This window comes from Acinetobacter sp. (genome assembly GCF_039596015.1).
Classification (GTDB): Bacteria; Pseudomonadota; Gammaproteobacteria; order Pseudomonadales; family Moraxellaceae; genus Acinetobacter.
Genome location: NZ_JBCNKN010000005.1, coordinates 181347 through 207399, shown reverse-complemented (window position 1 = coordinate 207399; position 26053 = coordinate 181347). Strand labels below are relative to the sequence as shown.

28 protein-coding genes and 1 pseudogene are annotated in these 26053 nt (G+C 39.5%); 13 read left to right on the top strand and 16 right to left on the bottom strand.

What is annotated here, in order from left to right; translation table 11 throughout:
* Window positions 1-117: 117 nt before the first annotated feature.
* The 6 genes and pseudogenes from ABDV70_RS07645 to ABDV70_RS07620 form a co-directional block, all read right to left on the bottom strand.
* Window positions 118-543 (bottom strand): hypothetical protein, encoded by a 426-nt coding sequence (locus tag ABDV70_RS07645; protein WP_343596743.1) that lies wholly within the window; start codon window positions 541-543, stop codon window positions 118-120.
* Entirely contained in the window at window positions 509-802 is a 294-nt protein-coding gene (locus tag ABDV70_RS07640) for a YcgL domain-containing protein (protein ID WP_343596741.1), read from the bottom strand. Before ABDV70_RS07640 ends, ABDV70_RS07645 begins: the two co-directional genes overlap by 35 nt.
* A gap of 105 nt (window positions 803-907) precedes the next feature.
* A complete protein-coding gene (locus ABDV70_RS07635; protein ID WP_343596740.1) occupies window positions 908-2050 on the bottom strand; it encodes an HRDC domain-containing protein in 1143 nt (380 codons plus the stop codon).
* A 230-nt stretch (window positions 2051-2280) separates the two neighbouring features.
* Window positions 2281-2877 carry a recombination mediator RecR gene (gene recR / locus ABDV70_RS07630; RefSeq protein ID WP_343596738.1) on the bottom strand — a complete coding sequence of 199 codons (597 nt, stop codon included), beginning with the start codon at window positions 2875-2877 and terminating at the stop codon, window positions 2281-2283.
* Window positions 2878-2890: 13 nt separating this feature from the next.
* Window positions 2891-3226: pseudogene (locus ABDV70_RS07625) on the bottom strand (YbaB/EbfC family nucleoid-associated protein); the annotation flags it as partial.
* 10 nt (window positions 3227-3236) lie between these two features.
* Window positions 3237-4424, bottom strand: a complete 1188-nt coding sequence (locus tag ABDV70_RS07620; protein ID WP_343596736.1) for an O-succinylhomoserine sulfhydrylase — start codon at window positions 4422-4424, stop codon at window positions 3237-3239.
* Window positions 4425-4886: 462 nt separating this feature from the next.
* On the opposite strand from ABDV70_RS07620, the gene ABDV70_RS07615 reads away from it, so the two are divergent.
* From ABDV70_RS07615 to ABDV70_RS07605, 3 genes are all read left to right on the top strand, one after another.
* Window positions 4887-5762, top strand: a complete 876-nt coding sequence (locus ABDV70_RS07615; protein ID WP_343596734.1) for an NAD(P)-dependent oxidoreductase — start codon at window positions 4887-4889, stop codon at window positions 5760-5762.
* A gap of 100 nt (window positions 5763-5862) precedes the next feature.
* On the top strand, window positions 5863-6111 hold the full coding sequence (locus ABDV70_RS07610) for a YARHG domain-containing protein (RefSeq protein ID WP_343596774.1): 249 nt from the start codon (window positions 5863-5865) through the stop codon (window positions 6109-6111).
* Window positions 6112-6133: 22 nt separating this feature from the next.
* Window positions 6134-6547, top strand: a complete 414-nt coding sequence (locus tag ABDV70_RS07605) for an HIT family protein (protein ID WP_343596732.1) — start codon at window positions 6134-6136, stop codon at window positions 6545-6547.
* 70 nt (window positions 6548-6617) lie between these two features.
* Here ABDV70_RS07605 and ABDV70_RS07600 read toward each other — a convergent pair whose 3' ends face one another.
* Together ABDV70_RS07600 and ABDV70_RS07595 are read right to left on the bottom strand one after the other, a co-directional pair.
* Entirely contained in the window at window positions 6618-7193 is a 576-nt protein-coding gene (locus ABDV70_RS07600) for a YidB family protein (protein ID WP_343596730.1), read from the bottom strand.
* A 93-nt stretch (window positions 7194-7286) separates the two neighbouring features.
* Window positions 7287-7757 carry a DUF6231 family protein gene (locus ABDV70_RS07595; protein WP_343596729.1) on the bottom strand — a complete coding sequence of 157 codons (471 nt, stop codon included), beginning with the start codon at window positions 7755-7757 and terminating at the stop codon, window positions 7287-7289.
* A 38-nt stretch (window positions 7758-7795) separates the two neighbouring features.
* On the opposite strand from ABDV70_RS07595, the gene ABDV70_RS07590 reads away from it, so the two are divergent.
* Window positions 7796-8668, top strand: coding sequence for a DUF2797 domain-containing protein (locus ABDV70_RS07590; protein ID WP_343596728.1), 873 nt, complete (start codon window positions 7796-7798; stop codon window positions 8666-8668).
* A gap of 12 nt (window positions 8669-8680) precedes the next feature.
* On the opposite strand, the gene lpxB is transcribed toward ABDV70_RS07590, so the two are convergent.
* Window positions 8681-9877: a lipid-A-disaccharide synthase gene (lpxB, locus tag ABDV70_RS07585; RefSeq protein WP_343596727.1), complete on the bottom strand. Its 1197-nt coding sequence runs from the start codon at window positions 9875-9877 to the stop codon at window positions 8681-8683.
* 357 nt (window positions 9878-10234) lie between these two features.
* Here lpxB and ABDV70_RS07580 point away from each other — a divergent pair, with 357 nt between their 5' ends.
* Together ABDV70_RS07580 and hmpA are read left to right on the top strand one after the other, a co-directional pair.
* Window positions 10235-12352 carry a TonB-dependent siderophore receptor gene (locus tag ABDV70_RS07580; RefSeq protein ID WP_343596726.1) on the top strand — a complete coding sequence of 706 codons (2118 nt, stop codon included), beginning with the start codon at window positions 10235-10237 and terminating at the stop codon, window positions 12350-12352.
* A gap of 157 nt (window positions 12353-12509) precedes the next feature.
* A complete protein-coding gene (gene hmpA / locus ABDV70_RS07575; RefSeq protein ID WP_343596725.1) occupies window positions 12510-13742 on the top strand; it encodes an NO-inducible flavohemoprotein in 1233 nt (410 codons plus the stop codon).
* Between the two features lie 24 nt (window positions 13743-13766).
* Here hmpA and ABDV70_RS07570 read toward each other — a convergent pair whose 3' ends face one another.
* Window positions 13767-13982 (bottom strand): hypothetical protein, encoded by a 216-nt coding sequence (locus ABDV70_RS07570; protein ID WP_343596724.1) that lies wholly within the window; start codon window positions 13980-13982, stop codon window positions 13767-13769.
* A gap of 144 nt (window positions 13983-14126) precedes the next feature.
* Here ABDV70_RS07570 and ABDV70_RS07565 point away from each other — a divergent pair, with 144 nt between their 5' ends.
* From ABDV70_RS07565 to ABDV70_RS07545, 5 genes are all read left to right on the top strand, one after another.
* A complete protein-coding gene (locus tag ABDV70_RS07565; protein WP_343596723.1) occupies window positions 14127-14399 on the top strand; it encodes a hypothetical protein in 273 nt (90 codons plus the stop codon).
* Window positions 14400-14402: 3 nt separating this feature from the next.
* Window positions 14403-15953, top strand: a complete 1551-nt coding sequence (locus tag ABDV70_RS07560) for a PepSY-associated TM helix domain-containing protein (protein ID WP_343596722.1) — start codon at window positions 14403-14405, stop codon at window positions 15951-15953.
* Between the two features lie 388 nt (window positions 15954-16341).
* Window positions 16342-17223, top strand: a complete 882-nt coding sequence (locus ABDV70_RS07555) for a sulfite exporter TauE/SafE family protein (protein ID WP_343596721.1) — start codon at window positions 16342-16344, stop codon at window positions 17221-17223.
* A 119-nt stretch (window positions 17224-17342) separates the two neighbouring features.
* Window positions 17343-18434, top strand: coding sequence for a 3-deoxy-7-phosphoheptulonate synthase (locus tag ABDV70_RS07550; protein ID WP_343596719.1), 1092 nt, complete (start codon window positions 17343-17345; stop codon window positions 18432-18434).
* Window positions 18435-18485: 51 nt separating this feature from the next.
* Window positions 18486-19010 carry a protein tyrosine phosphatase family protein gene (locus ABDV70_RS07545; protein WP_343596717.1) on the top strand — a complete coding sequence of 175 codons (525 nt, stop codon included), beginning with the start codon at window positions 18486-18488 and terminating at the stop codon, window positions 19008-19010.
* Here the strand turns inward: ABDV70_RS07545 and ispF are convergent.
* On the bottom strand, window positions 19007-19492 hold the full coding sequence (ispF, locus tag ABDV70_RS07540) for a 2-C-methyl-D-erythritol 2,4-cyclodiphosphate synthase (RefSeq protein WP_343596716.1): 486 nt from the start codon (window positions 19490-19492) through the stop codon (window positions 19007-19009). The genes ABDV70_RS07545 and ispF overlap by 4 nt on opposite strands.
* 98 nt (window positions 19493-19590) lie before the next feature.
* Here ispF and ABDV70_RS07535 point away from each other — a divergent pair, with 98 nt between their 5' ends.
* On the top strand, window positions 19591-20250 hold the full coding sequence (locus ABDV70_RS07535) for a hypothetical protein (protein WP_343596715.1): 660 nt from the start codon (window positions 19591-19593) through the stop codon (window positions 20248-20250).
* Window positions 20251-20318: 68 nt separating this feature from the next.
* Here ABDV70_RS07535 and ispD read toward each other — a convergent pair whose 3' ends face one another.
* The 5 genes from ispD to ABDV70_RS07510 are packed head-to-tail and all read right to left on the bottom strand — an operon-like array spanning window position 20319 to window position 25271.
* Complete coding sequence (gene ispD / locus ABDV70_RS07530; protein WP_343596714.1) at window positions 20319-21038, bottom strand: 2-C-methyl-D-erythritol 4-phosphate cytidylyltransferase; 720 nt, start codon at window positions 21036-21038, stop codon at window positions 20319-20321.
* Window positions 21007-21405, bottom strand: a complete 399-nt coding sequence (gene ftsB, locus ABDV70_RS07525; protein ID WP_343596713.1) for a cell division protein FtsB — start codon at window positions 21403-21405, stop codon at window positions 21007-21009. The genes ispD and ftsB overlap by 32 nt, the downstream gene beginning before the upstream one ends.
* 5 nt (window positions 21406-21410) lie before the next feature.
* Window positions 21411-22700: a phosphopyruvate hydratase gene (eno, locus tag ABDV70_RS07520; protein WP_343596712.1), complete on the bottom strand. Its 1290-nt coding sequence runs from the start codon at window positions 22698-22700 to the stop codon at window positions 21411-21413.
* A gap of 44 nt (window positions 22701-22744) precedes the next feature.
* On the bottom strand, window positions 22745-23602 hold the full coding sequence (gene kdsA, locus ABDV70_RS07515) for a 3-deoxy-8-phosphooctulonate synthase (RefSeq protein ID WP_343596710.1): 858 nt from the start codon (window positions 23600-23602) through the stop codon (window positions 22745-22747).
* 28 nt (window positions 23603-23630) lie between these two features.
* Complete coding sequence (locus ABDV70_RS07510) at window positions 23631-25271, bottom strand: CTP synthase (RefSeq protein WP_343596708.1); 1641 nt, start codon at window positions 25269-25271, stop codon at window positions 23631-23633.
* Window positions 25272-25499: 228 nt separating this feature from the next.
* Between ABDV70_RS07510 and ABDV70_RS07505 the strand changes: the two genes are divergently transcribed.
* The gene (locus tag ABDV70_RS07505) at window positions 25500-26009 is read left to right on the top strand and encodes an internalin (RefSeq protein ID WP_343596707.1); all 510 of its coding nucleotides are present in this window, start codon (window positions 25500-25502) and stop codon (window positions 26007-26009) included.
* Window positions 26010-26053 lie beyond the last annotated feature (44 nt).

Here is a 26053-nt window from a genome sequence, read left to right as displayed (position 1 = left end):
ATCGATTTAAATGCAAGTTTATATCGGGTAACGCCATGAAAACATGGCGTTCTTTTTGACACATTGACAATAAGGCTGTTCCAAAAGCCGTTCTTCAATATGCTAAATTTATCTCATTTAAAGCGGCATATTACGTTTATGGCTCAATGACTGATAACCTTTCCACTTGCTCCAGCAGAAACCCATCACGCATCCTAGCCCCATGACAAACAAAATTGAGCCTAAATTCACCTCAATTAACTGCTTGTCATGTGTCAGTACCCCAAAAAGCAACCCGAAAATTGCAGGTGCAACGGAAGCATTTGTTCCTTCAGAAACTGTTGGTGTAGCAATACAGGCAAATGCGATTAAGGTTGAAACAAAACAGAATTTTGGATAAGACTTGGTCATAAAATACCAAGCCAATAACACAACAATTGCCCCGATCACATAAACACTTATAGCAAGTGTATCTTCTGGAAAAATATCCAGTACAGATAAAAATTGCTGCAAGATTCCTGTATTTGTATTAAGCACCGCGAAGTCCCTCTGGCTCGACTGCATTTGGATTGATTAGCCCTTCTGGCGGCATTTGTAAGAAGAAACCTTTGGTGTGTAATGAATCCATGACATGCAATACGTTTGCTCGTGCAAGTTTACGTTGCTCATGGAGTTCAAGATGCATCACAAATGTTGCTTTACCAAATGCCTGTAAGACAGCCTCAGGAACTACTTCAAAAGGATCCGCATTTTCCTGTGTAGATGTTGCCACATACAAATACATTTCATCTTTTTTGCTAGAACGGTAAATATCACAATGCATAAGAACAGCACTCTTGGTTTAAAACAGATTCAAAAAACTCAAAATAGCCAGTCTGTTTGATTCTAAACAGATCGGCCAATGTCTATTGTATAGGAAAATACACCATTATTTGTGTACTTTCATCTGCTGTGCCAAATTAGCGGCATCATGTTGTAAAATTTCAAGCAATGGCTGAGTAATATATTCATATCTCCATCCCGTTAAATATGGAGAGAACGGTTTATCATATTTTTGGAAAACAACATGATGATACAATTCATTCAGCCATTTTTTGCGTACCAGAATATCTTTGGGAATATCGAGTTCTTGTGCAACGCTATGAATATGCGCTTCTACACATTGGGCAATTTCTGGTGTGACATGTTTGATCGGACGTGAAATATTCAGCGGCCATTCTTCTTTTTCAGGCAAAAACTTTAATAAATCTAAAATAGTCTTGCCATATTCACGAATAATATTGGGACGAATCTGTTTAATATTAGACAATTGAAAATGATTTTTCGGGTTTTTCTCAACCAGATCAATCATGGTTGCATTTTTTAAAATAAAACTACGTGGGACATTTAACGCCTTAATTAATTGTTCACGCCAAACAGCTAACTGTTGTAACTGCATCAGTTGGCGACGTGAATGTCGGTAATTTCCGACATCTAAATATAACTCTTCCGTCGGTGTTTCCTGCGCAATTTCTTGCGTTAAACTTGTACAATCTTCGAGTACAAAATTGAGCAACTGTTTTTGTTTTAATTGATGCTGTAACTCGTGTGACAACTGCTTTAGATAAATTACGTCATTCGCGGCATAGCAAAGTTGCTTGTCATTTAACGGTCGTGCTAACCAGTCAGAACGGGTCTGATCTTTTTCAATATCGATATTTAAAATATGTTTTAATGCATTCTGATAACTCACTTGTAAACCATGCCCTAAAAATGACATGGCAATTTGTGTATCAAATACATTATTTAATTCATTCACCTGTGCATAATGATAAATTAAGTCGATATCTTCACTGCACGCATGGAAAATATTTTGCTGTGCGGAACAAATTTTTTGCCAAAATGGCGTTAAATTTAGACTGACACCATCAAGTAAATAAACTTGATCTGAAACATTAATTTGAAACACGCCGAGTTTTGGCCAGAATGTATCGACTTTGATGAACTCACTATCTAGTGCATACACTGCACTCTGATTCATGATCTCCAAAACGGAGTTAAGTTGGTGTTGATCTTGAATAAATTGATACATGTCTGTATAAAATGCTCGATGCATTGTTCATATAATAGAAAGTCTAAAAAACATCAAAATGCATTGTGAGAACATTTTGATTGCGAATCATCGGCAATAAAAAATTATATAAATGATGTTAAGAATAAATTATCCATCAAAAAGAACTTTTTTTACATCTTTAAATACATTTTTCTAATATTTAAAAGCCAAGCTGGTTGTTTTTAACCCACAATGTGTTCCATCATGCGTTATTTTAATTGCATTCGATTATGTACTGCTTGACTCAGGGTGTGGCTATCAACGTATTCAAGCTCTCCACCTTGCGGTACGCCTTGCGCAATACGTGTCATACGTACGGGTAAATGTTTACATGACTCTAGCAAATAGTGTGCTGTTGCCTGCCCTTCAACCGTTGCATTGGTTGCAATAATGACTTCCTGAATCACATTTTGGCTCAAACGCTCAATCAGTGCAGGAATCCCAATTTCATCAGGGCCAATACCATCTAGTGGTGACAAATGCCCCCCTAATACATGATATTTTCCTTTAAAACTACCGCTTTGCTCAATCGCCATCACATCTGCGGGAGATTCAACAACACATAGTAGTTGCTCATCTCGTTCATGCGATGCACAAATATCACAAATATCATTTTCAGTCAGTGAGTTACAAATTTGACAGGCATGTATATAGTTTGCCGCTTCATTCAAAGCCTGCGCTAAAAATACAGCACCTTCCCGATTTTTCATCACCAAATGCAGTGCCATGCGCTGAGCCGATTTTGGCCCAACGCTCGGCAAAACACGCAATGCCTGTACAAGTTCTTCAAAACGTTGACTAAACACGCAATTGCTTTCCTTAGAATAAACCTGAAAGACCAGGAGGTAATCCTGTACCTGCATTTGCAGCTTTCATTTTTTCTTCAGTGATTGCTTCAGCCTGACGTGCAGCATCGTTCATTGCTGCTGCAATCAAATCTTCAATCATATCTGCTTCGTCTTGTAACAAGTCAGGGCTAATCTCGATACGTTTTACGACATTACGGCAAGTCATTGTCACTTTAACCAAACCACCGCCCGCTTCGGCATGAACTTCTGTTTGTGCAAGCTGTTCTTTTGCCTTTTTGATATTGGCTTCCATATCTTTTTGCATTCGCTGTGCTTGCTGCATCAACATATTAATGTTCATTACATATCTCCAAAAATTAAATCAGATCAAGTCCGCGTGAAAGGTCTGCGATAATATCATGGATATCCTCCAGACCAACAGAAACACGAATTAATCCTTCACGAATTCCCGCTGCTTCTTTCGCTTCTGGTGATAATTTGCCATGTGTCGTGGTTGCTGGATGGGTAATGGTCGATTTTGCATCGCCCAAGTTACCTGTAATTGAAATAAATTGGGTACTATCAATCACTTTCCAAGCTGCTTCACGCCCACCTTTGACTTCGAACGATACAATACCGCCAAAACCTGACTGTTGTTTTTTCGCAAGTTCATGTCCCACATGTGTTGGCAAGCCAGCATAATAAACCTGCTCAACTTTATCATGTGCACTTAACCATTCAGCCAAAGCTTGCGCATTTTGTGAATGTGCATTCATTCTTAAACGCAGAGTTTCCAAACCTTTTAAGAAAACCCACGCATTAAATGGGCTCATTGATGGGCCAAGTGTACGAACCACACCAAACACATCTTCTAAAAGTTGATGCCCACCAACAACAGCACCACCTAGAGTACGGCCTTGACCATCAATATATTTGGTTGCTGAATAGATCACCAGATCTGCACCAAGTTGTAATGGTTTTTGTAAAACTGGGGTACATAAAGTGTTATCGACTGCCAACAAGGCATTGTTACTATGCGCAATTTCCGCCAAAGCAGGAATATCCGCAATTACCGCAAGTGGGTTAGATGGTGATTCGATAAATAAAAGTTTGGTTTCTGGACGTAATGCTGCTTTCCATGCTGCCAAATCAGTTAAATCAACAAAATCAACTACAACACCAAATTTTGCAATATAACGCTCAAATAAACCAACAGTTGAACCAAATACGTCACGTGAACAAATCACATGGTCGCCAGCTTTTAAATAAGCCATAGCAACGGCTAAAATTGCGCCCATGCCTGAACCTGTCGCAACCGCACGTTCTGCCCCTTCCAAGGCTGCAAGACGTTTTTCAAACATGGCAACGGTTGGATTGGTAAAACGTGAATAGATATTTCCAGGTTCTTTGCCCTGAAATTTATTGGCTGCTTCTTCTGCACTTTTGTAAACAAACGAAGAAGTGAGGAAAATAGGTTCATCATGCTCACCTTCAAAAGTACGGGTATGCCCTGCACGTACCGCCAATGTATCTAATTGGTATTGAGTATCATCTTGTTGGCTCATAATTGTCTCAAATCTTGTAAACAAAGAATTGACAACATTTTGAGCGTCTACAACCGTTTAGGTCAAGCGATAAGCTGCAATGAATGTCTAATCCTTAAACAACTTATAGCATTCATCTTTAGCTTGTCATAAATAAAGATAAGCTTATGAAAAATAATGATAACAATAACGCAAAACCTAGAATATAAGATCATTTTTTATCTCCATTTAGATGAATGAATGTTTGTTATTTATCCAATAATTTTTTTCTGATGGCACAATAAATGCTTTCTACTCACATAGGGTTTGTTGATCATTCATTTATGGATGACCTGATCGACTAAAACGGCGATAACATCAACAAATTTAAATCAATTTCAATCATATTTTTTCGCACAAGCAAGCCTTGATCTTGATATCGTCCTGTGTCAAGTTGGCGAAGAAATCAACACTGAACAATTTGATGAAATAAGGAATTTTATTATGAACTCGCTTTCTGTCGCTTTTCTTGGTTTAGGCGCTATGGGCTATCGTATGGCAGCACATTTACCTAAACATTTCCAGCAGGTGTTTGTCTGGAACAGAACAGCCGAAAAAGCACAGCAACATGCTCAAACCTATGGAACACAAGCTGTTACTTTACAAGAAGCCGTTCAGGCAGACCTTATTTTTTCCTGTTTACCCACCAGTGCAGATGTTGAAAAACTGATTGCCAGTGTCGAACTCAAACAAGGTAGTATCTGGATTGACTGTACCAGTGGCGTTCCTGAAAGCGCAAAGAAACTGGCGGCTCAACTTAAACAACAACATATCGATTATCTGGATGCACCTGTCAGTGGTCAAACCATCGGTGCTGAAAATGCAACACTGACCATCATGGTCGGAGGAAATGCTCAAGCGTTTGAACGTGCATTACCCGCAATGAATGCTATAGGTAAATTAATCAAACATGTAGGTGAATCAGGTGCAGGCTTTGCCGTGAAAGCCGTCAATAATATGCTCATGGCTGTTCATCTATGCGCAGCTTGCGAAGGTGCAACTACCTTAAAAGCACATGGTGTAAACTTAGCCGAAGCTTTTGAATGTATTAATGCTTCAAGCGGTCAGAGCACCGTGACCAGTAATATTTTACCCAACCGAGTTTTTAACCGTCGTTTCCCACTGACTTTTGCATTACCTTTACTTGCCAAAGACACAGGAATTGCACTGGATTTAGTGCGTGAAGCCAAACTTGCTGCGCCTGTCATTGCCCTCTCACAAAGTTTAGTTCAAGCAGCCAATGGCGTTGCCGAAGACAATAGTGACTTCTCAACGGTCGCAAAAATGTACGAATCGTGGAGTAAAATTACAATTGAGTAAGTTTTAAACATTGCATTTTCACTAGACAATAGCCATATTAGAAACCGTGTACTTACACATCATGTTACACATGAGGGAAAACATGAAAAAATTTCTAACCATGATATTTGCAAGCACCATCAGTTTTATGGGCGTTTCAACTGCTTTTGCAGCATCAGCAGAGTGCCAAAAACTTGAAGATGACTATAATCTCATCTATGCAGCAAAAGGTTATTGTTTTAGTGATGCAGCAGCAAAAGCCAAATATGGCAACCAAAACTGCTTCACAACGAAACCAAAATTTTCAGATAAAGAGCAACAACGTCTTGACCAAATCAAGGCTCGTCAGAAAGAATTAAACTGTAAATAAGTTTAATTTTAAGGATTTAAATATGGCATACGATGATCAGAATATTTTTGCAAAAATTTTACGCGGTGAAATTCCTGCTATAAAAGTATATGAGGATGATCGCGTTCTTGCATTTATGGACATCATGCCACAGGCAGAAGGTCATACTTTGGTCATTCCAAAAGCAAAAGCAATCACATTGCTTGACCTTCCTGCTGAGGATGCAGCTTATACCATTCAAATTGTACAAAAAGTTGCGCGAGCAATTGAAACAGCACTCGATGCAAAAGGGATTGTTCTGATGCAGCTTTCAGGTGAAGCTGCGGGTCAAACCGTGCCGCATGTACACTTTCACTTAGTTCCAAGCTCAATCCATAAAATGCGTCAACACGCAGCAGAAATGGGTGATGTTGAAAAAATTAAAGCCAATGCAGAAAAAATTAAAGCTGCACTTTAATTTCTGTGGTGTTTCGTCCACCACTCAGCAACAAAAAAATACCTGATCAATTGATCAGGTATTTTTTCACTTATTTAAAAAAGTTCGAGGCAAGATTCAAAACATTTTGAATATCCGTATTTGCAGCCTCACCATCGGTCTGCTCGCCTTTTGGTGTTAAGCTATCAATCACTTGAGGAATCACCTTGGTAATGGCTGCATAGACATCCTGAGGTTGACTTTGCGTTTGTGCTGCAACATTTTCAATGTCTTGATCATTAAATAAAGATTGAACTTGTTCTACCGCAACATTGTTCTGATTCGTCTGGTTCGGGTCAATCCAGCTTTGAACATGATCTGCTAAACCTGCACTACGTAATTGATCTAGTGCAGAACTTAAACCACCTTGTTGCTGAATCCAGTTTAATACCAATGGAATGACAGCCACTAAAAGTGAAGACTGGTTGCCGTTTTCACTGTTCCCAGTTAATTGTCCCAAAACAGAACCTAAAATTCCGCCGCCAGCAGCATTTGATTCTTGGGATTGTCCGCCCAATTGCCCCAATACCCCACCGAGAATACCACCTAATCCGCCTTGACCGCTTTGTTGTTGACCAGAAAGTGCCTGTGTCGCAAGTTGCTCGACTAATTTTGCTAAATCGGACATATTGAATCTCTCTATCTGTTGTCATTACAGCATATGCAAAATTTTTATATAAAAATCAGCAGAAATGTTTCTATTTCGTAGCGTTTCAACCTTTTACCATCTAAATTTATTCCAATTTTCAGGGTTCGCCCAAAACTTAGAGTTAAACCAGTCTGGCACATGTTTGTAGGTTAAAATATTAAATTGCCAAAGCGTCACCGAACCATCGGGCTGCGACTGGTCTAACATTTGTGTAAACCCTAACGCTCTCATAAGTTTCATATCTGCTTGCAAACAAACAACCACCAAGCGTTTTGCCAATAAATCGCGTAATTTCACCAAAAACTGGGACTTTTGCTGTTCTGATAATGTCGCAATTTCTGGTAAATCGAGTAAAACCACTGCCAAATCATAACGCTGTGTAAAAGGCAGACTTAGCAGTTCAGATACGTTAAAATGTTGCCATTGAATGGTTTGCGCTGAGTCGTATTGCGCAAGGTCTTGACCAATACATAATGCAGTTTGAATCGGCTGCTCCTGACATAAATCGTCTAGCATTGAAGTAATGACATTGTGTTCAGCCATAAAACTACACCTTTAAAATTGTAAGAGAGAAATTCTATATGGAATTACAAGGCATCTGCCATAAAATGCATGCCAGTTTAGCCAATAGTAGTGTAACTGAACACAATACCCAAAAGGCAAATGTTGAGTACCAATTTATTTTAGATGAATCAAAAGTTGAATTGCCGTTCAGTTTAGGTCAAGAAATTGAAATTGAATGGACAGGTCAAATCTATTGCGTTTCGTGTGGTGCAAAAACCCCAAAATCCTATTCACAAGGGCATTGTTTTAAATGCTTTAAAACCAAAGCTTCATGTGACATGTGCATCATGAAACCTGAAACCTGTCATTATCATCTTGGTACGTGTCGTGAAGAAAGCTTTGCACAAAGTGTTTGTTTTCAGCCACATATTGTTTATCTGGCAAACTCTAGCGCGCTTAAAGTTGGCATTACCCGTTTAGGACAAATGCCAACACGCTGGCTTGATCAAGGTGCAACACAGGCGTTACCGATTATGAAAGTCGGTTCACGGCGTTTGTCTGGGCATTTGGAAACCATGTTTGGTGAACAAGTTGCAGATAAAACCGACTGGCGAAAACTGCTCAAAGGCGAAGCTGAACCACTGAATCTGGTGGATGTTCGTGAGCAACTTTTAGAAGAATTTGCACCCAAAATTCAGAAAATTCGTGATGAATTCAGTCAAAACCTCCAGTTTTCTGAAGGTATCGAATTACTAGATCAGGAAAATATGCGTGAATTTATCTACCCTGTCGAGCAATATCCTGAAAAAATAAAATCACATAATTTAGATAAAACCCCAACCATTCGTGGAAAACTACACGGCATTAAGGGGCAATATCTGATCATGGATACGGGTGTAATCAATATCCGTAAATACACAGGCTATCAAATTATTATTCGTACTGAATAAACCACATCCCCATCAAGAGTGGGAATGTTCAGGAGATGACTCAAGCAATGCTAAAATTGCTTTCGCAGGGTCTTGCGTATCTCCTGAAATCAATTGTTTATGCATCGATAAATGCTGCATCACCTGAATCTGCGCGCGCTCTACATCCATCAATTTTTCAATTTCCGTAGCCAAACGCTGGGGTGTTGCCTGATCTTGTACCAATTCTTCAATAACTTTTTTACCCGCAATAATATTCGGCAATGAAAAATAAGGAATTTTGACCAATAATTTGGCAATACGATAAGTCAGCCAATGCAATTTATAAAACGTCACCATTGGACGGTGCAAAAGCATAGCCTCTAAAGTGGCTGTTCCCGAAGCCAATGCCACAATATCACTGGCTTCCATCACCATGCGCCCAACTTTGGACTCGGTATAATGGTTTTCCAAAAGTTGAACCCTATCCCGAAATTCCTGTGGGTAGCCTTGCAAAATATGAGAAATTTGTTGTTTACGTTGCTCATTAATTGCAGGGACTAAAAACTGATATTGTGGATGTTTTTGTGCCAAAATTTGCCCTGCTGAAAACACCAAAGGGGCAAGACGTTCGACCTCGCCACGGCGACTTCCTGGCAACAATGCAATGTACTTTCCATCTGCATTTAAATTTAACGCTGCCCTTGCCTGTTGTGTTTGTTGTTGCAATGGCAATTGTTTCGCCAATGGATGCCCGACAAAAATCGCAGGAACCTGATATTTTTGATAAAAGGCTTTCTCAAAAGGAAATAAACACATCACCAAATCAATGCTACGCTTAATGCCATAAACCCGATTTTGTCGCCATGCCCACACCGAAGGACTCACATATTGCACAGTTTTTATCGGCAAATGTTGTTCTTTTATTTTTTTAGACACTCTCAAGTTAAAATCGGGTGCATCAATCCCAATAAACACATCCACAGGGGCTTTCTGCCAGCGTTCAATCAGGCCATTTCGAACCGCAAACAATTGTTTTAAATCTTTTAAAACTTCAACAATTCCCATTACAGCCAACGTTTCCATCGGATACAGGCTATGAAACCCAGCCGCAATCATTTGCGGGCCACCGATACCCTCAAATTCAGCATCTATGCCCAAATCGCGAAAGCGTTGCATTAACTCAACACCCAAGGTATCGCCTGAAACTTCACCAACAACTATACCTATTTTTAATTTACGATTTTGCAAAAGCTTATCCTGTACTGACTGAATACATTTGCCTTGTATGATAAATCAGAATTCATCCTGAACAAACTTTCTTTCCAAACACTTTGCTTTGAATAAATCCTAAAGATTAAATCACAAATCTCCCCCTACTAACCTTTGACATTGGCTCAATAGAGCAAACCATGACTTTTAAGCTTTAAATCGCAACTATAAAAAAATATTGACCTTATTTAAAAACAAATAACATTCTACTAATCGATTAAATATTATTTTCACCACTATTTTATCTGTTTTAACTATCAAATCATATGATGACTAAAATTAATTTTAATAGATAATGATAATTATTTTTATTAGTATTCAATAAAAGGAATTACTATGCGTTACGCTTTCTCCACGCTTTCAGCGACTGTTCTTAGCATGATGGGCATTCCCCTTGCCTATGCAACAGACAACAATGATCCGATTTTACCAACCATTACCGTTACTGCAGAGTCTGAAGCAACGAATGACTCACGAAATACCTATATCATCAAAAAAAGTAGGAGTGCAACACAACTTAATATCGACACCAAAGAAACACCCCAGACTGTCAATGTAGTAACCCGACAGCAACTCGATGATTTTCATATCACCAATACACGTGATGCGTTACGAAACACAGCGGGGATCTATGTTGCAAATCAGGAAACTGAACGCACAACCTACATGGCACGTGGTTTTGAAATTTCAAATGTGCTGGTTGATGGGATTGGTTTCCCGACAGAAGGTTTTAACTATCAAAACACCAACCCCGATATGTTTTTATATGATCGGGTAGAAACCATTAAAGGTGCCGATGCGCTCATCAATGCTTTTGGTGATCCTGCGGCGACAATCAATATGATTCGTAAACGCCCCACCCCACAGTTTCAGGCAAATGGAGCGGTTAGTTATGGTTCGTGGGATACGCAGCGATATGAAGCAGATGTTTCAGGCCCTTTAACCCAAGAAGGTCATGTTCGTGGTCGGATTATTGGTTTTGAACAAACAGGAAATTCTTATTTAGACCACTATTCACAAGAAAAAAATGCTCTTGCCGCCATTTTAGATGCAGATTTAACCGATAGCACCCTGTTAACGCTAGGAACAAGTCAGGAAAAGACATTGTCGAATGGGGTGAATTGGGGTGCTCTACCCTTATTAAATCAGGCAGGCCAGCAGCTAAGTTACCCTCGGAATTATAATTATAGCCCTGACTGGACGTATTGGAACAATACGGTAAATTCGAGCCTTGCAGAACTTACTCAAAAACTCTGGGGAGATTGGAAAGCTAAACTTATCCTGAATCACAAAGAATCAAAAGCCCGATCCAAACTTCTCTATCTTAATGGTTTGCCAAACGGCAATGACAGTACCTCTGGTATTTTACTCTGGCCGTCTGCCTTTGATGGTACGTATACGCAAAAACAGGCAAATGTAAATTTTCAGGGAACATTTCCTTTATTTGGGCAAAAGCATGAAGCGCTGATCGGATATAGCTGGGCATCGGCTAAAACCAAAGAAACGTCTTATCCTGGAATATTTCCAAATGCCTATACGACAGATCAAGCAAGTTGGACACCCAACCAACCGACTTGGGACTATTCAACGCCATCACAGGATAATTCTTCAAATATTGACCAAAAAGTACAATCGATTTACGGCGCAACACGATTACATATCACCGATGACCTCAAATTATTACTTGGGCTCAATTATATTCAGGCTAAAAGCAAGGGCTATAATTATGGCAGCAAAGCCGAATATAACACTTCAAAATTAACACCTTATGTCGGACTCACCTATAACATTTCACCTGAATACACGGCCTATGCAAGCTATACCTCTATTTTTAGACCGCAAACATTAAAAACAGCAACAGGAATTGCAGATCCAATTGACGGTAAAAGTTATGAAATCGGTATTAAAAGTACATGGTTAGATGACAAACTGACAGGTTCACTGGCGATATTTAGAACCGATGAAAACAATTATCCACTCAGATCTACTGATATTATCACCCGCATCACCGAGATTAGTAATTTACGTTCTCAAGGCATTGAAGCCAGCCTAGCGGGACAACTCACACCTCACCTCAATGCATCTTTTGGTTACACCAATTTTAGTTTAAAAGATATGAAAAATGGCGGTCATGCCCGAACCTATACCCCAAGTCAGATGCTCAATCTATTGATGACATATAACATCCCACGCATACCAGCGCTTAAATTAGGTGTTGGATTACAGTGGCAAGACCATGTAAGCCAGTATAATTCTGATGCCAACACACGAATACAACAAAACGATTTTGCATTGGTGAATGTAATGGCCAATTATGACATCAACGATCATTTTTCTGTTCAGCTCAATGGCAATAACATCGGCAATAAAAAATACTTATTTAACTTCCAAAACTCACAGGCCTACTATGGTGCTCCTGCAAACTATAGTATTTCAATCAGATTTAAATACTAAAAATACTGGGGTGATCCGCTACAAGATGCACCCTTTTATTTATTTTAAAAACAATAGTTTAAAAATATTTTTTAATAATTCGACGAATCACTATTGACGTTTATTTTAATAAAGATGTATTTTAAATATATCTTATAAAACCAAAGAGTGCGTCGCCATGTTAAGCCAGCAACAAAAAGAACTCATTAAAGCCACTATTCCCGTTCTTCGTGAAAATGGCGTTGCTTTAACAGGATATTTCTACAACCGTATGCTGACCAATAATCCTGAATTAAAAGAAACATTCAATTTAGGACATCAGCGTAGTGGTGCTCAGGCAAAAGCATTGGCGGGTGCAGTTTTGGCTTATGCGGAAAATATTGATAACCCAAGTGTTTTGGCTTCTGCGATTGAACTCATCAGCCATAAACATGTCAGCTTAAATATTCAAGCACCAGACTATAGTATCGTTGGTGAAAATTTACTCCACTCGATTAGTGAAGTTTTAAATGTTCCAATGGAAAGTGAGCTGATCGCTGCATGGGCTGCGGCGTATGGTCAATTGGCTGATATTTTAATTGGTGCAGAAAAAGCACTTTACACCGAACATGAACAAACCGAAGGCAGCTGGTTAGGCTGGAGAACATTCATCATTGATAAAAAAGTACAAGAAAGTGATGAGATCACCTCTTTCTATCTTGTTCCTAAAGATGGTGGCGCTCTTCCAACGTATCAACCGGGTCAATACGTGAGTGTACGTGTATTTGTACCAGAACTTGGCTTAAAACAACCACGCCAATATTCATTGTCTGATAGCCCATCAAAAGATTATTTCCGTATCTCGGTTAAACGTGAAGGTCCAAAAGAACAAGATCAAAAACCGGGTTATGTGTCAAATACACTACATCAATTATCTGAAAAATCAGAAATTGAACTTTCAGCACCAACAGGTAACTTCTTCCTGATTAATCCAGCACGAACCAATGTTCTGATTAGTGCGGGTGTTGGACTCACACCAATGGTTTCAATGCTTAATCAATTATTGGGTGAGCAACAATCAGCCCAAGGCGATACACAACCACCTGTTCATTTTATCCATGCTGTACGTGGCGCTCCTGTTCATGCAATGAAAGCACACATTCAGGCACTTCGTCAGGAAAATGACCAACTAAAAACTTTAGTTGCCTATGAACATGTCAATGCTCAAGATGTCGCTGGACAAGATTATGACGTTCAAGGTCGTCTTGATCTAAGCTCGATTGATGAGCAATGGTTGCCAAAAGACGCTGATTACTACTTGTGTGGCCCAATGCCATTTATGAAGCAACAACATCAGTCACTACTTCAACGTGGAATTCCACAACAAAATATTCATAGTGAAGCTTTTGGAACAGGCGGAGTCGCACTCTAAAAGCATGTTTTGAATCATCACCCTTTAGGCCTCTGACACGGAGGCCTTTTTTATTTTCACTTTAAAATGCTCCATCCCATGATTTATTAAAATAGCCAAGTCATCATGAGTTAAAATAATTAAATCAAATAAGAAACCTACTCCTATGCAAAGCCGTGCATAAAACTTCCCCCCAACACTTTCATTTCCTCCTGCAACATTCAATTTTATAAACTGTCTTTCGCCTTTGTTCGCAAACACCAATACATAGCGCCCCTAGAAATTCACAATCTATCACTCCCCTCATTTCAATAATTCATGCTCATTTTTCATCTTGCATCCAAACTCACAATAGTTAATTATATTGATAATCATTTTCATTTATATTTTATAAAGGTGAGTGCTATGTTTCCCTATCGCTTGGCAGTACTGTATCGCTTAGTTCTGATCCTCGTCATCGGATACGCTTGTACATCATTACTTACGGTTAATTTGTCCATTACCTTGCAATACTGGCTACAAAAAGCAGATGCGGTTTACCTTGCCGCTATCATTGCGATTCTGTTTTATCTTACATTTTTTATCATTGGTTTCTGTATCCCTTCATTAAAAAAATTAAGTACTTATAGTGTTGTATTCGGCTTATTCCTGTTTGCCATTTACCAAGCAATAGGTTAAATCATGCATAAATCAATCCGCCAATCGATGGCATGGTTACACTCATGGGCTGGCTTACTTCTGGGTTGGTTAATCTTTACCATTTTCCTCTTCGGAACACTTTCTTATTATCGAAGTCAAATCAGTCAATGGATGCAACCTCAATGGCATCAAGCAAGCATTTCGCAACAACATGCTTTCGCATCAGCATGGTCTTATTTACAAAAAAATGCACCTGATGCCCAAAACTGGCAGATCAATGTCGCAAGCACAGAGCAACCTTTTAACCGTATCTACTGGCAGGCAGCAGACCATCGTTATGTCTTTAAAAACATAGATTATCGTTCGGGTCAGGAGGTCAGTTTAACAACTCAGGGCGGTGATTTCTTTTATAATTTTCACTTTCAGCTCTATGCGGTTCCTGTCATGTGGGGACGCATCATCACCAGTTTTGCCGCCTTTTTTATGCTAATTGCGCTCATTTCAGGCATCATCACGCATAAAAAAATCTTTACTGATTTTTTTACATTGCGTACTTTTAAATCACAACGCTCATGGCTAGATTTTCATAATGTGGTCTCTGTTATTGCACTGCCCTTTTTCTTAACCATTACGTTTACAGGGCTTGCGATTTTTTTCTACATATATCTCCCTTATGGCTTAAAACACAATTACTCTGAAAATACCCAGCAGTTTTTCCAAGAAATTGCCGAAACCCCAACCCAGCATCCCGACAGTTCAAATCCATCTGCTGCCATGCTCACATTTCCTCAAATTCAATCCATTTTAAATAAACAATGGGCAGGACAACCTGAAATTAGCACCGTAAATGTAAAACAACCCAATACCCGTGCTGCACAAATTATCATTAAGCAAAAGCAAGACCACAGCATTACCCTAAATAGTCCGCAACTGGTTTTATCGGGAGTAACAGGAAAAATCATTCAAAATACACGCCGTAATACTGCTGTTTCTTCTTTATATGCAGGCATCTACGGCTTACACATGGCGCCATTTGCCCAACCCATATTACGTTTTGCTTTATTTTTAAGTGGGCTATTCGGCTGTTTGATGATTGCCTCGGGCATGTTGTTGTGGAGCCTAAAAAGACAATTACAAAATAAACAACAGCAATTTCATTTTGGCCATTACATGGTTGACCGCCTTAATATCAATACCTGTGTTGGGTTGCCTATTGCTGTACTCGCATATTTTTACAGTAACCGTTTATGGACGCTGAGCCATCAAATAAACCTTGAAATTCCCTGTTTCTTTATCGCATGGTTCTTAAGTTTGATATGTGCTTTATTTACGCCTAAAAAAATACTTTGGCAGAGCCAATTGGCCGTGTTTATTGTTTTAGCGGTATGTTTACCTCTGCTTAATATCTTCACGCTGTTCCAACAACACTGGATTCACCACTGGCAGGATTATCTGTATTACCTCAACTTCGACTTATTTGTCTGGGGATTTGCAGCACTTGCTGTTTTTATTTATTTTAAAATTAAGCCCATTCAAGAACATGCAAAACAACGAATGATCAAAAAAATACAACAACAAAGAGAAATACCATGATGATCATCAGCCTTATCTGCATTTTTTTAACATTCTTTTGTTGTTACCTCGCAAGCAACAAGAAAAAAATGCAGTGGAGTTATCTCCCTCTCCATTTTCTTAGTCATCGACCACAACTTTGTCGTCTGTTTGCCTGCGGCTTTTATCTTCTTGCGACCGTACTATTAAGTCAGCAATATCACGTTTCGATTGGGTTCATTAGTTTTTGGGTCTTTGCCAGTCCGATTTTATTTTTATTCATTTTGTCAGTGAACCCATTAACATCGAATAAAGGTAAATAAGAGTTATTTGCTTTTTCGATTTTTGAATAAGTAAATCATTTTTTATGACTACATTTTTTCATAAAAAGCCATAACATATGCATGATTTTGAATAATGGCATATAAAAATGTTTGATGCGATCCAGTTTATACTTGCAGGTATGCTTGTCGGTTTTTGTGTTGGAATCACGGGTGTTGGTGGTGGTTCATTAATGACACCCATTTTAATTAGCTTATTCAAGATAGAACCGCATATCGCCATCGGAACAGACCTCATCTATGCCTCGATTTCTAAATTCTGTGGCTCATTGGTTCATGCAAAGAAACTCAATGTGGTTTGGCCACTTGTGTTATGGCTAGCTGTTGGCAGTCTACCCGCCTCATTTGCGACACACTGGGTATTAGAAAATTACCTCAGCCAATCGACTGAATATAAAAAAGTTTTAACCACTGTTTTAGGGGCGATGCTCACACTTACAGGGATTTCGATTATTTTCAGGGTACACATCGAGAAGTTCTTTAACCGTTTCCGCAAACAACATGCAGATGGTGAAGCACTGTCTTTTACCCCTAAACGTGTGGCATATATCATCATCATGGGGATTGTGCTGGGCATCTTTGTGACACTGTCTTCTGTGGGTGCGGGTGCATTTGGTGTTATGGCGCTAATTTTACTTTTCCCTAACCTTCCAATGATTCGCATCATCGGATCAGACGTTGCCCATGCCGTGCTTCTCACCTTTGTTGCAGGCATGGCGCATATGAGTTCGGGAAATGTAGATTTTCATTTATTGGCCTATTTATTGGTTGGATCAATCCCATCCATTATTGTCGGAACACTCATTAGCTCCAAAATGCCTGAAAAAATGATTCGTAAAATTTTAGGTATTACCCTTTTCTTGTTGGGGATCAACTTCATTGTGAATCCATCCAAAGAAAAACCAAAGCCAACATCCGAAACAGCGATGTTGGTACAACCGCAACATGCAGCGGATTCATCGAAGAAATGACATTAGTCTAATAAAGATTTCATATTGCATGAATTCTAGCTAAGATGATCCCTTCACGTCTGAAAGCATGTTATATTCAGATTATACCCAGCAATTGTATTTTTTTATCAGTGACGGCAATGAATACTTTACAGTCCCATTCTATTACCTCTACAGATATTGATGACATCAATATTCAAAGCATTCAACCTTTGGTCACGCCAGCACAATTAAAAGCTGAGCTTCCTTTATCTGAAAATGCATATCAATCTGTTCTTACCGGTCGTGAAACCATTCGTAAAATTTTAGATGGGGAAGATAAACGTTTATTTGTTGTCATTGGACCATGTTCTATTCACGATCCTAAAGCTGCACATGAATATGCGGACCGCCTAAAAGCATTAAGTGAAAAAATAAAAGATACTCTATACATTGTTATGCGTGTGTATTTTGAAAAACCACGTACGACAGTTGGTTGGAAAGGTCTAATTAATGACCCTGACATGAATGATTCATTCAACATTGAAAAAGGGTTACGCCTTGGTCGTAAACTTCTTTTAGAACTAAATGAAAAAGGTTTGCCATGTGCGACTGAAGCACTTGACCCGAACTCACCACAATATTTACAAGACTTGATTTCTTGGTCTGCAATTGGCGCACGTACCACAGAAAGCCAAACACACCGCGAAATGTCATCAGGTTTATCCTCTCCTGTCGGCTTTAAAAATGGTACAGATGGTGGTTTAACCGTTGCAACCAATGCCATGCAAGCAGTTCAACATGGACACAGCTTCCTTGGATTAAGCGATGAAGGTCAAGTTTCCGTGATTCGTACCAGTGGTAACCCGTATGCACACGTTGTACTTCGTGGTGGCAACGGAAAACCAAACTACGATGCAACCTCTGTTGCAGAAGCAGAACAAGCATTGGCAAAAGCAAAAGTCAGCAACAAAATCATGATTGATGCAAGCCATGCCAATTCAAATAAAGACCCATACCTACAACCGCTTGTACTTAAAAATGTCACTGAACAAATTTTAGAAGGAAACAAGTCTATTGTTGGGTTGATGGTTGAAAGTCATCTCAAGGGTGGACGTCAGGATATTCCTGAAAATTTATGTGATTTAGAGTACGGTAAATCTGTCACTGATGGTTGTATAGACTGGGACACAACTGAAAAAGTGCTTTTAGAAATGCATGAAGCTCTTCAGGATGTATTACCTCACCGTTAATTTATATTTTATACGCCATCATTTGATGGCGTTTTTTATAAAAGTCGTATTATGAACACTTTAGAACAAGCGCTCAGCAAGACCTTAAACTTTCAATTTATTCATCAGCACCTGTTAACTTCAGGTCAGCCTACGGCAAAACAACTTCAACAAATTAAGGCTTATGGTGTTAATACCATTATTAATATTGCGCTAACCGATGCCAGCAATGCCCTCCCCAATGAGGACAAAATTTGCCTTGAGCTTGGACTGAACTATATTCAGCTTCCAATTCACTGGGAACTACCCGACCCAGAACAAGCCATGTTGGTTTTGGATATGTTAAATTGCTTAACAGAAGAACATACCGTGTGGCTGCACTGCGCAAAAAATTATCGCGTGAGTGCCTTAATGTATTTATATCGTCAATATTATATGGATATCGATTTACCATCAGCCCAAGATCTCATGCATCAAATCTGGACACCGAATGATACATGGACTGGACTGATTCATAATGTCGCATTGCAATTACAAGGGCGTCGTGCAACGCAAGAGCTACAACAATCCTTGATGCAAACCAATCAATTTATTTAAGCATCACAACTTAACAGAACGGTTGCTGTCGCCAGAATCCCTTCTTGGCGACCTGTAAACCCTAATTTTTCTGTTGTCGTGGCTTTTACGCTAATTTGATCGACCTCTACAGCCAATACATTGGCAATACTCTGGCGCATTTCAAGATTATATTTTGCAAGCTTTGGTCTTTCACAGGCAACTGTAATATCAGCATTATTTAATGAATAGCCTTGGGCTAAAATCAATTGATAAACATGGCGTAGCAACTCACGGCTATCTGCACCTTTAAAATCAGGATCGGTATCTGGAAAATGCTGTCCAATATCACCCAAAGCCAACGCTCCGAGTAGTGCATCGCATAGGGCATGTAGAACAACATCACCGTCTGAATGTGCTTTTAAACCATGACTATGCGGTATACGGACACCCGCTAAAGTCACAAAATCGCCTTCTTCAAAGGCATGCACATCCATTCCTTGTCCAATTCTCATTTTAACCATGCATTGATCTCTCTATAAATCACACTGAATATCTTGTGTTTGCCGTGATGGATTCGCTATAGTAACGCTAGCATTATATTGTAAAAGTATACGCGATCATGTCTTTGAAGTTTGAGCTCAATCTCAATAAAACATGCCAGTCTGTTATCGGGCTTAGCATATTACTATGTTGCATACCCAGTCATGCACGTCCCCCCGATTGTCCATACACAACGCATCAGCATTTACTTTGCCAAGCAGATACGCTTACCTTGCATAAACAGCTCAAGCAACTGCTTTTTACAACCAACATGACGACCAATGCGCCAACACGACTGATTCAGGACACCCAGTTACTCTGGCAAAAGCGCGTTGAACAATGCAAAACCAAGCGCTGTATCGCACAACAGTTCGATGCCCGCAACGAAGACCTAAACACCTATGGTTCACTTAATCAAAGTCTGACACAACATTTTATTAAATACCAACAAGGTCAAATTGCTCAGCCACAAGTCCATTTACAAGTTCATCAACTAGACCAAAATCGGATTAAAATCGAAGGCACTGCTTATCGTAATCCCAATAATAGCAAGGCAAAACAAATGATTTCATTTTTAGCCTATCGTAATCAAGATCAAAAAAATGAAATTATTAACAATGAAACTGCCTGCAAATATACGTTTAATTTCCAAAAAGCAATTTTAACAGTCTCGTTACTTCAAACACAGCCGCATAAATATTGCGACCGTTTTGTGGGGACATATCAACTCTACGATTAGCATTTTGACACCCATGACCTGTATGATCAGCCCAGATCACTTCTATCAGGCATGGAATGAAGATAATGTTAATCTGCCATCTGGGCAGTCAAAATGAGCTTTGCCAAAGTTAAATCTTCAGAGTAAGTAATTTTTATATTATCTGAACGCCCCATCACAACAGCAACAGATTGTCCAATAAACTCTAATGCACTGGCTTCATCGGTAATGGTCGCCCGTGCAGCCAAAGCCTGTTCAATGGCTTGCTTTAATACACCAATTTGGGCAATTTGAGGGGTCTGCGCCTGCCATAAACCTTCACGGTCTACCGTGTGTTGAATTGCTTTTTGCCCACCAACTTTTTTTAAGGTATCTCGTACAGGGGTCGCTAAAATTGCACTGGTCTGATGTATCACCGCATATTCGACCAATGTTTCAAGGCTTTCTTTTGCAACACATGGACGTGCCGCATCATGTACCAATACATAGTCCTGTTCATCGGCAACTGACAGCAGATACTGTAAGGCATTGAAAACAGAATCTACACGCTCTACCCCGCCATGACAAAAATGTGTCCTTTCAGGGTGTGAAAGCGCTAATTTTTTTGCAAGATCATCATCAGGACTAATCGCCAATACATAACCCTGTAGAGGCAATTGATTGAGTCGGGCAACACTATGCTCAAGCACAGTTTTATTGAGAATGGTCTGATATTGTTTTAATTCAGTTTGAGAGAAACGACGTCCTGAACCAGCAGCGGGAATAATTGCCCAAAGTTTAGTGGAAGTCAGGACTGTCTTCATCTTCATTATTACTTAAATCTTTTTGATTATTCGGTTCTACATAAGTAGATTGATATTGTGTACTGATAGTGCTCATTTGCACAAAAGTTTCATGAGGCTTAATTAAACCTAAATCTAAACGGGCATGTTCTTCGATAGCTTCTGCACCATTTTTCAAATCATAAACTTCCGCACCCAAAATACGGTTACGCTCTTTTAATTCATTATTCACGTCATCTTGTTGCTGGATCTGTTGCATTAAACGCTGATGGTCATAATAACCACCCTCGCCATACCAGAACATATATTGGAAGCCTACGACCAAAATGATCGCAAGCCCCAAAATGACACGACTTGAAAAAGAATCAAATACTTCTTTCAAATAGGTCAACATAAAGATTAGTTCAAGCCTTTAAATTCAGCTTTACCACGGTAAACTGCATGTGTTAATTCTTCAATACGAAGCAATTGGTTGTATTTTGAAACACGGTCAGAACGGCACAATGAACCTGTTTTGATTTGTCCTGCTGCTGTACCTACTGCTAGGTCTGCAATCGTTGAATCTTCAGTTTCGCCTGAACGATGTGAAATTACAGTGCTATAACCATTGGCTTTCGCCAGGTAAATTGCATCTAGAGTTTCAGTCAATGTTCCGATTTGGTTATATTTAATCAAAATCGAGTTTGCAACGTGTTGATCAATACCACGTTGTAAGATTTTTGGATTGGTTACGAATAAATCATCACCAACCAATTGAATCTTGTCACCCAAAATTGAAGTTAAATAGCTCCAGCCATCCCAGTCAGACTCATCTAAACCGTCTTCGATTGAAATAATCGGATATTGTTTAACAAGTCCAGCCAAATAGTCGGCAAACTGATTGCTTGTGAATGACTTATTGCCTTCGCCTGCAAGAATGTACTGACCATTTTGATAGAATTCTGAAGATGCACAGTCTAAAGCCAACATAATGTCTGAGCCAGCTTTATAACCTGTTTGCTCAATCGCTTGTAAAATAACCGTGATTGCTTCTTCGTTAGAACGAAGGTTTGGTGCAAAACCACCTTCATCACCAACAGCCGTGTTTAAACCTTGTTTCTTCAAAACAGATTTTAAAGCATGGAAAATTTCAGCGCCCGCACGTAAACTTTCTGCAAAAGAAGTAAAACCAACAGGCTCAATCATAAATTCCTGAATATCAACAGTGTTATCTGCGTGTGCACCACCGTTTAAAATATTCATCATTGGAACAGGCATAGACAAAGTTTCTTGCCCACGTAAGTTCGCAATGTATTGGAACAAAGGAAGTTTTTGTTCCATTGAAGCCGCACGTGCAGCAGCAAGAGAAACAGCCAAAGTTGCATTCGCGCCAAGTTTCGCTTTGTTTTCAGTCGCATCAAGCGCAATCATTTTGTCATCAAGCGCTTTTTGCTCAAAAACATTCTGACCTTTTAACAATTCACGAATATCCTGATTTACGTTTTGCACAGCATTACGTACACCTTTGCCAAGATAACGAGATTTGTCACCATCACGCAACTCAAGCGCTTCACGTGAACCTGTTGAAGCGCCCGATGGTGCGTTTGCACGACCAACAACACCTGACTCTAAAATGACATCTGCTTCGATGGTTGGGTTACCACGAGAGTCCAAAATTTCGCGCGCACGAATGTCAACGATTTGGCTCATGAACTATTCCTCTGTTAATTAATAATCTGATGCTATTCTGTGCATCAGTGTGTGTCTAATTGTTTAAATCCTTTAACCAACGTGTCCAATTCTTTGATCTGTGCCAAGAATGGTTCTAGTTGAGATAGACGTAATGCACACGGCCCATCACATTTTGCTACATCAGGGTTTGGATGTGCTTCAAGGAATAGACCTGCTAAACCTGTTGCCATACCAGCACGTGCCAATGTTGTGATTTGCGCACGGCGTCCACCTGCCGAATCAGCACGTCCACCTGGGGTTTGTAATGCGTGTGTGACATCAAAAAAGACAGGTACATTCATTTCTTTCATGGTGTCAAAACCAAGCATATCCACCACAAGGTTATTGTAACCAAATGCTGAACCACGCTCACACAAAATAAGTTTGTCATTTCCTGCTTCAAGACATTTATTCAGGATATGGCTCATTTCACGTGGTGAAAGGAATTGTGCTTTTTTAATATTGATAATGGCATCAGTTTTCGCCATTGCTTCAACCAAGTCTGTTTGACGACTAAGGAAAGCAGGAAGCTGAATAATATCTGCAACCTCAGCAACAGTTGCCGCTTGGTATGGCTCATGTACGTCTGTAATAATCGGTACATTCAGTTTTTTCTTGATCTCAGCGAGCCACTCTACCCCTTTTTCCAGACCTGGTCCGCGAAAAGAGTGAAGGCTAGAACGGTTTGCCTTATCAAAGCTTGCTTTAAAGACATAAGGAATGTCTAAACGCTTACAAATTTCGATATAACTTTCTGCAATTTCAAAAGCTAAATCTTTTGACTCAAGTACATTCATGCCGCCGAATAGTACAAATGGCAAATGATTTGCCATTTGTATATCGCCTAAACGTACAATTTCCTGTGGTTTTAATTGTGACATTTAAACTATCCTAAATTGCGTTTCGCCATTATTTTGCTTTTTGATACTGTTTTTTTGCAGCATCGATAAAGCCTGCAAATAATGGGTGACCATCACGTGGTGAACTTGTAAATTCTGGATGGAACTGTACCGCAATAAACCAAGGATGCGCAGGGATTTCAACTGTTTCAACCAAATGTTGAGCTGTTGAATAACCAGAAATTTTCATTCCTGCTGCTTCAATTGGTGCAATAAAACGATCATTCATTTCATAGCGATGGCGATGGCGTTCGGTAATCTCAGCTTTACCATACATTTCACGTGTTTTTGTGCCTTCAACCAATTCAGATTTTTGTGCACCTAAACGCATCGTTCCACCTAAATCAGACTCAACACTACGCTGTTGTAATTCACCACGCTCATCTAACCATTCAGTAATCAAACCAATCAATGGATATTTTGTAGAGCGGTTAAATTCTGTCGAAGTTGCTTCAGGAATACCCGCCACATGACGCGCATATTCAATCACAGCAAGCTGCATACCCAAACAAATTCCCAAGAATGGAATTTCATTTTCACGGGCATACTGAATTGCTTTCATTTTGCCTTCAGTACCACGTTCACCAAAACCACCCGGAACCAAAATTGCGTCTGCATCTTTTAATGTTTCATGAACATCAATTGATTCAAGCTGTTCTGCATCGACATAGTCAATTTGAACTTTAACGCGGTTTTGAATACCTGCATGACCCAGTGCTTCGTTTACAGATTTATACGCATCTGGCAATTCTACGTATTTACCCACCATCGCAACGCGAACGGTATATTCAGGATTTGAAAGTGCTTCACACACTTGATCCCAATCTGACAAATCCGCTTCTGGTAAATCATTAAAACCAAAACGTTCGCAAATTAAATCATCAACATTTTGTTCATAGAATTTACGTGGAATTTCGTAAATTGTTTTCGCATCTTGGCAAACAACAACCGCACGTGCTTCAACGTTAGTAAACAATGCGATTTTACGTTTTGTATCTGCATCAACATCGTGTTCTGTACGACAGATTAAAATATCAGGCTGAATCCCGATAGAAAGTAATTCTTTTACAGAATGTTGTGTTGGTTTAGTTTTTAATTCGCCAGCAGATTTGATATACGGCAACAAGGTCAAATGCATTAACATGCTACGTTTATGACCAAGTTCAACTAAAAGTTGGCGTACTGATTCCATAAATGGAAGTGATTCAATATCACCCACTGTTCCGCCAATTTCGACAATCGCAACGTCATAACCTTCGCCTGCACGAAGTACACGTTCTTTAATGTTGTCGGTAATATGTGGAATAACCTGAACGGTTCCACCAAGATAGTCACCACGACGTTCTTTATTTAATACGTCTTGATATACACGACCACTCGTAAAGTTGTTGAGTTTGGTCATTTTTGCAAGACGCAAGAAGCGTTCGTAATACCCTAAATCCAAGTCTGTTTCGGCACCATCTTCAGTGACAAAGACTTCACCATGTTGGAATGGGCTCATTGTACCTGGATCGACATTAATATATGGATCCATTTTGACCATGGTCACTTTCAAACCACGGGCTTCTAAAAGTGCAGCAACTGAAGCAGCTGAAATACCTTTACCTAGTGATGATACAACACCACCAGTAACGAAAATAAAATGGGTCATTCGGTTTCTCATACAATCAAGCCTAAATCGGCATGCAATGCTGGATAATTTTACTTTACTATGCACCTATAAAGCAAAGGCAATCCGCATCTATTCATCCAACAATAAATAATCGACTATTTTAACATCATTTTATTGCAAATTTAGTGACACAACTGAACATTTTTAATCTGATTTTTATTGTTATAATAGACACCATCCTCAATCCATCTAAAATGTTTTTCGACAATGAATAAAAAGCTTCTTATCTGCGGTGTAATTGTAGCGGGTCTAGTTTTGACAGCATGTTCTAAAAAAGAACATGCATCTGACGCTCAAGATCAACAAGCAACACCATCTGAACAATCAAATCAAAATGTGGCTTCGGAACAATTCCACTCACTGACGCCAACTGAACAATCTGCTCCTGTTGCTGCCCCTGCACCTGCGCACAAGGTAGAAGTTGAGCATCAGGAAACCAATAACACAACAACTGAGATTCGTCGTGAAGTTCATGATGCACCAGCATCTACTGATCACGACAACACTGACACGCCAGCGCCTGCGGCCAAAGAGAAAGTGAAAAATACTGCGCCAACGTCAGAAAAAGACACAGCACCTAAAGCCGATACAGCAAGCAAAACCAAAGCTGCAAATACAGATGCACCAACACACCAAAAATCATCTTCAGCGAAATTATCTGAAGATGATGCCGTTGCTGCTGCCATTGCTGCTGCGACACCTGCGCTTAAAAATTAATTTTTATGCAAAAAAAGAAGCATTCATGCTGGATGCTTCTTTTA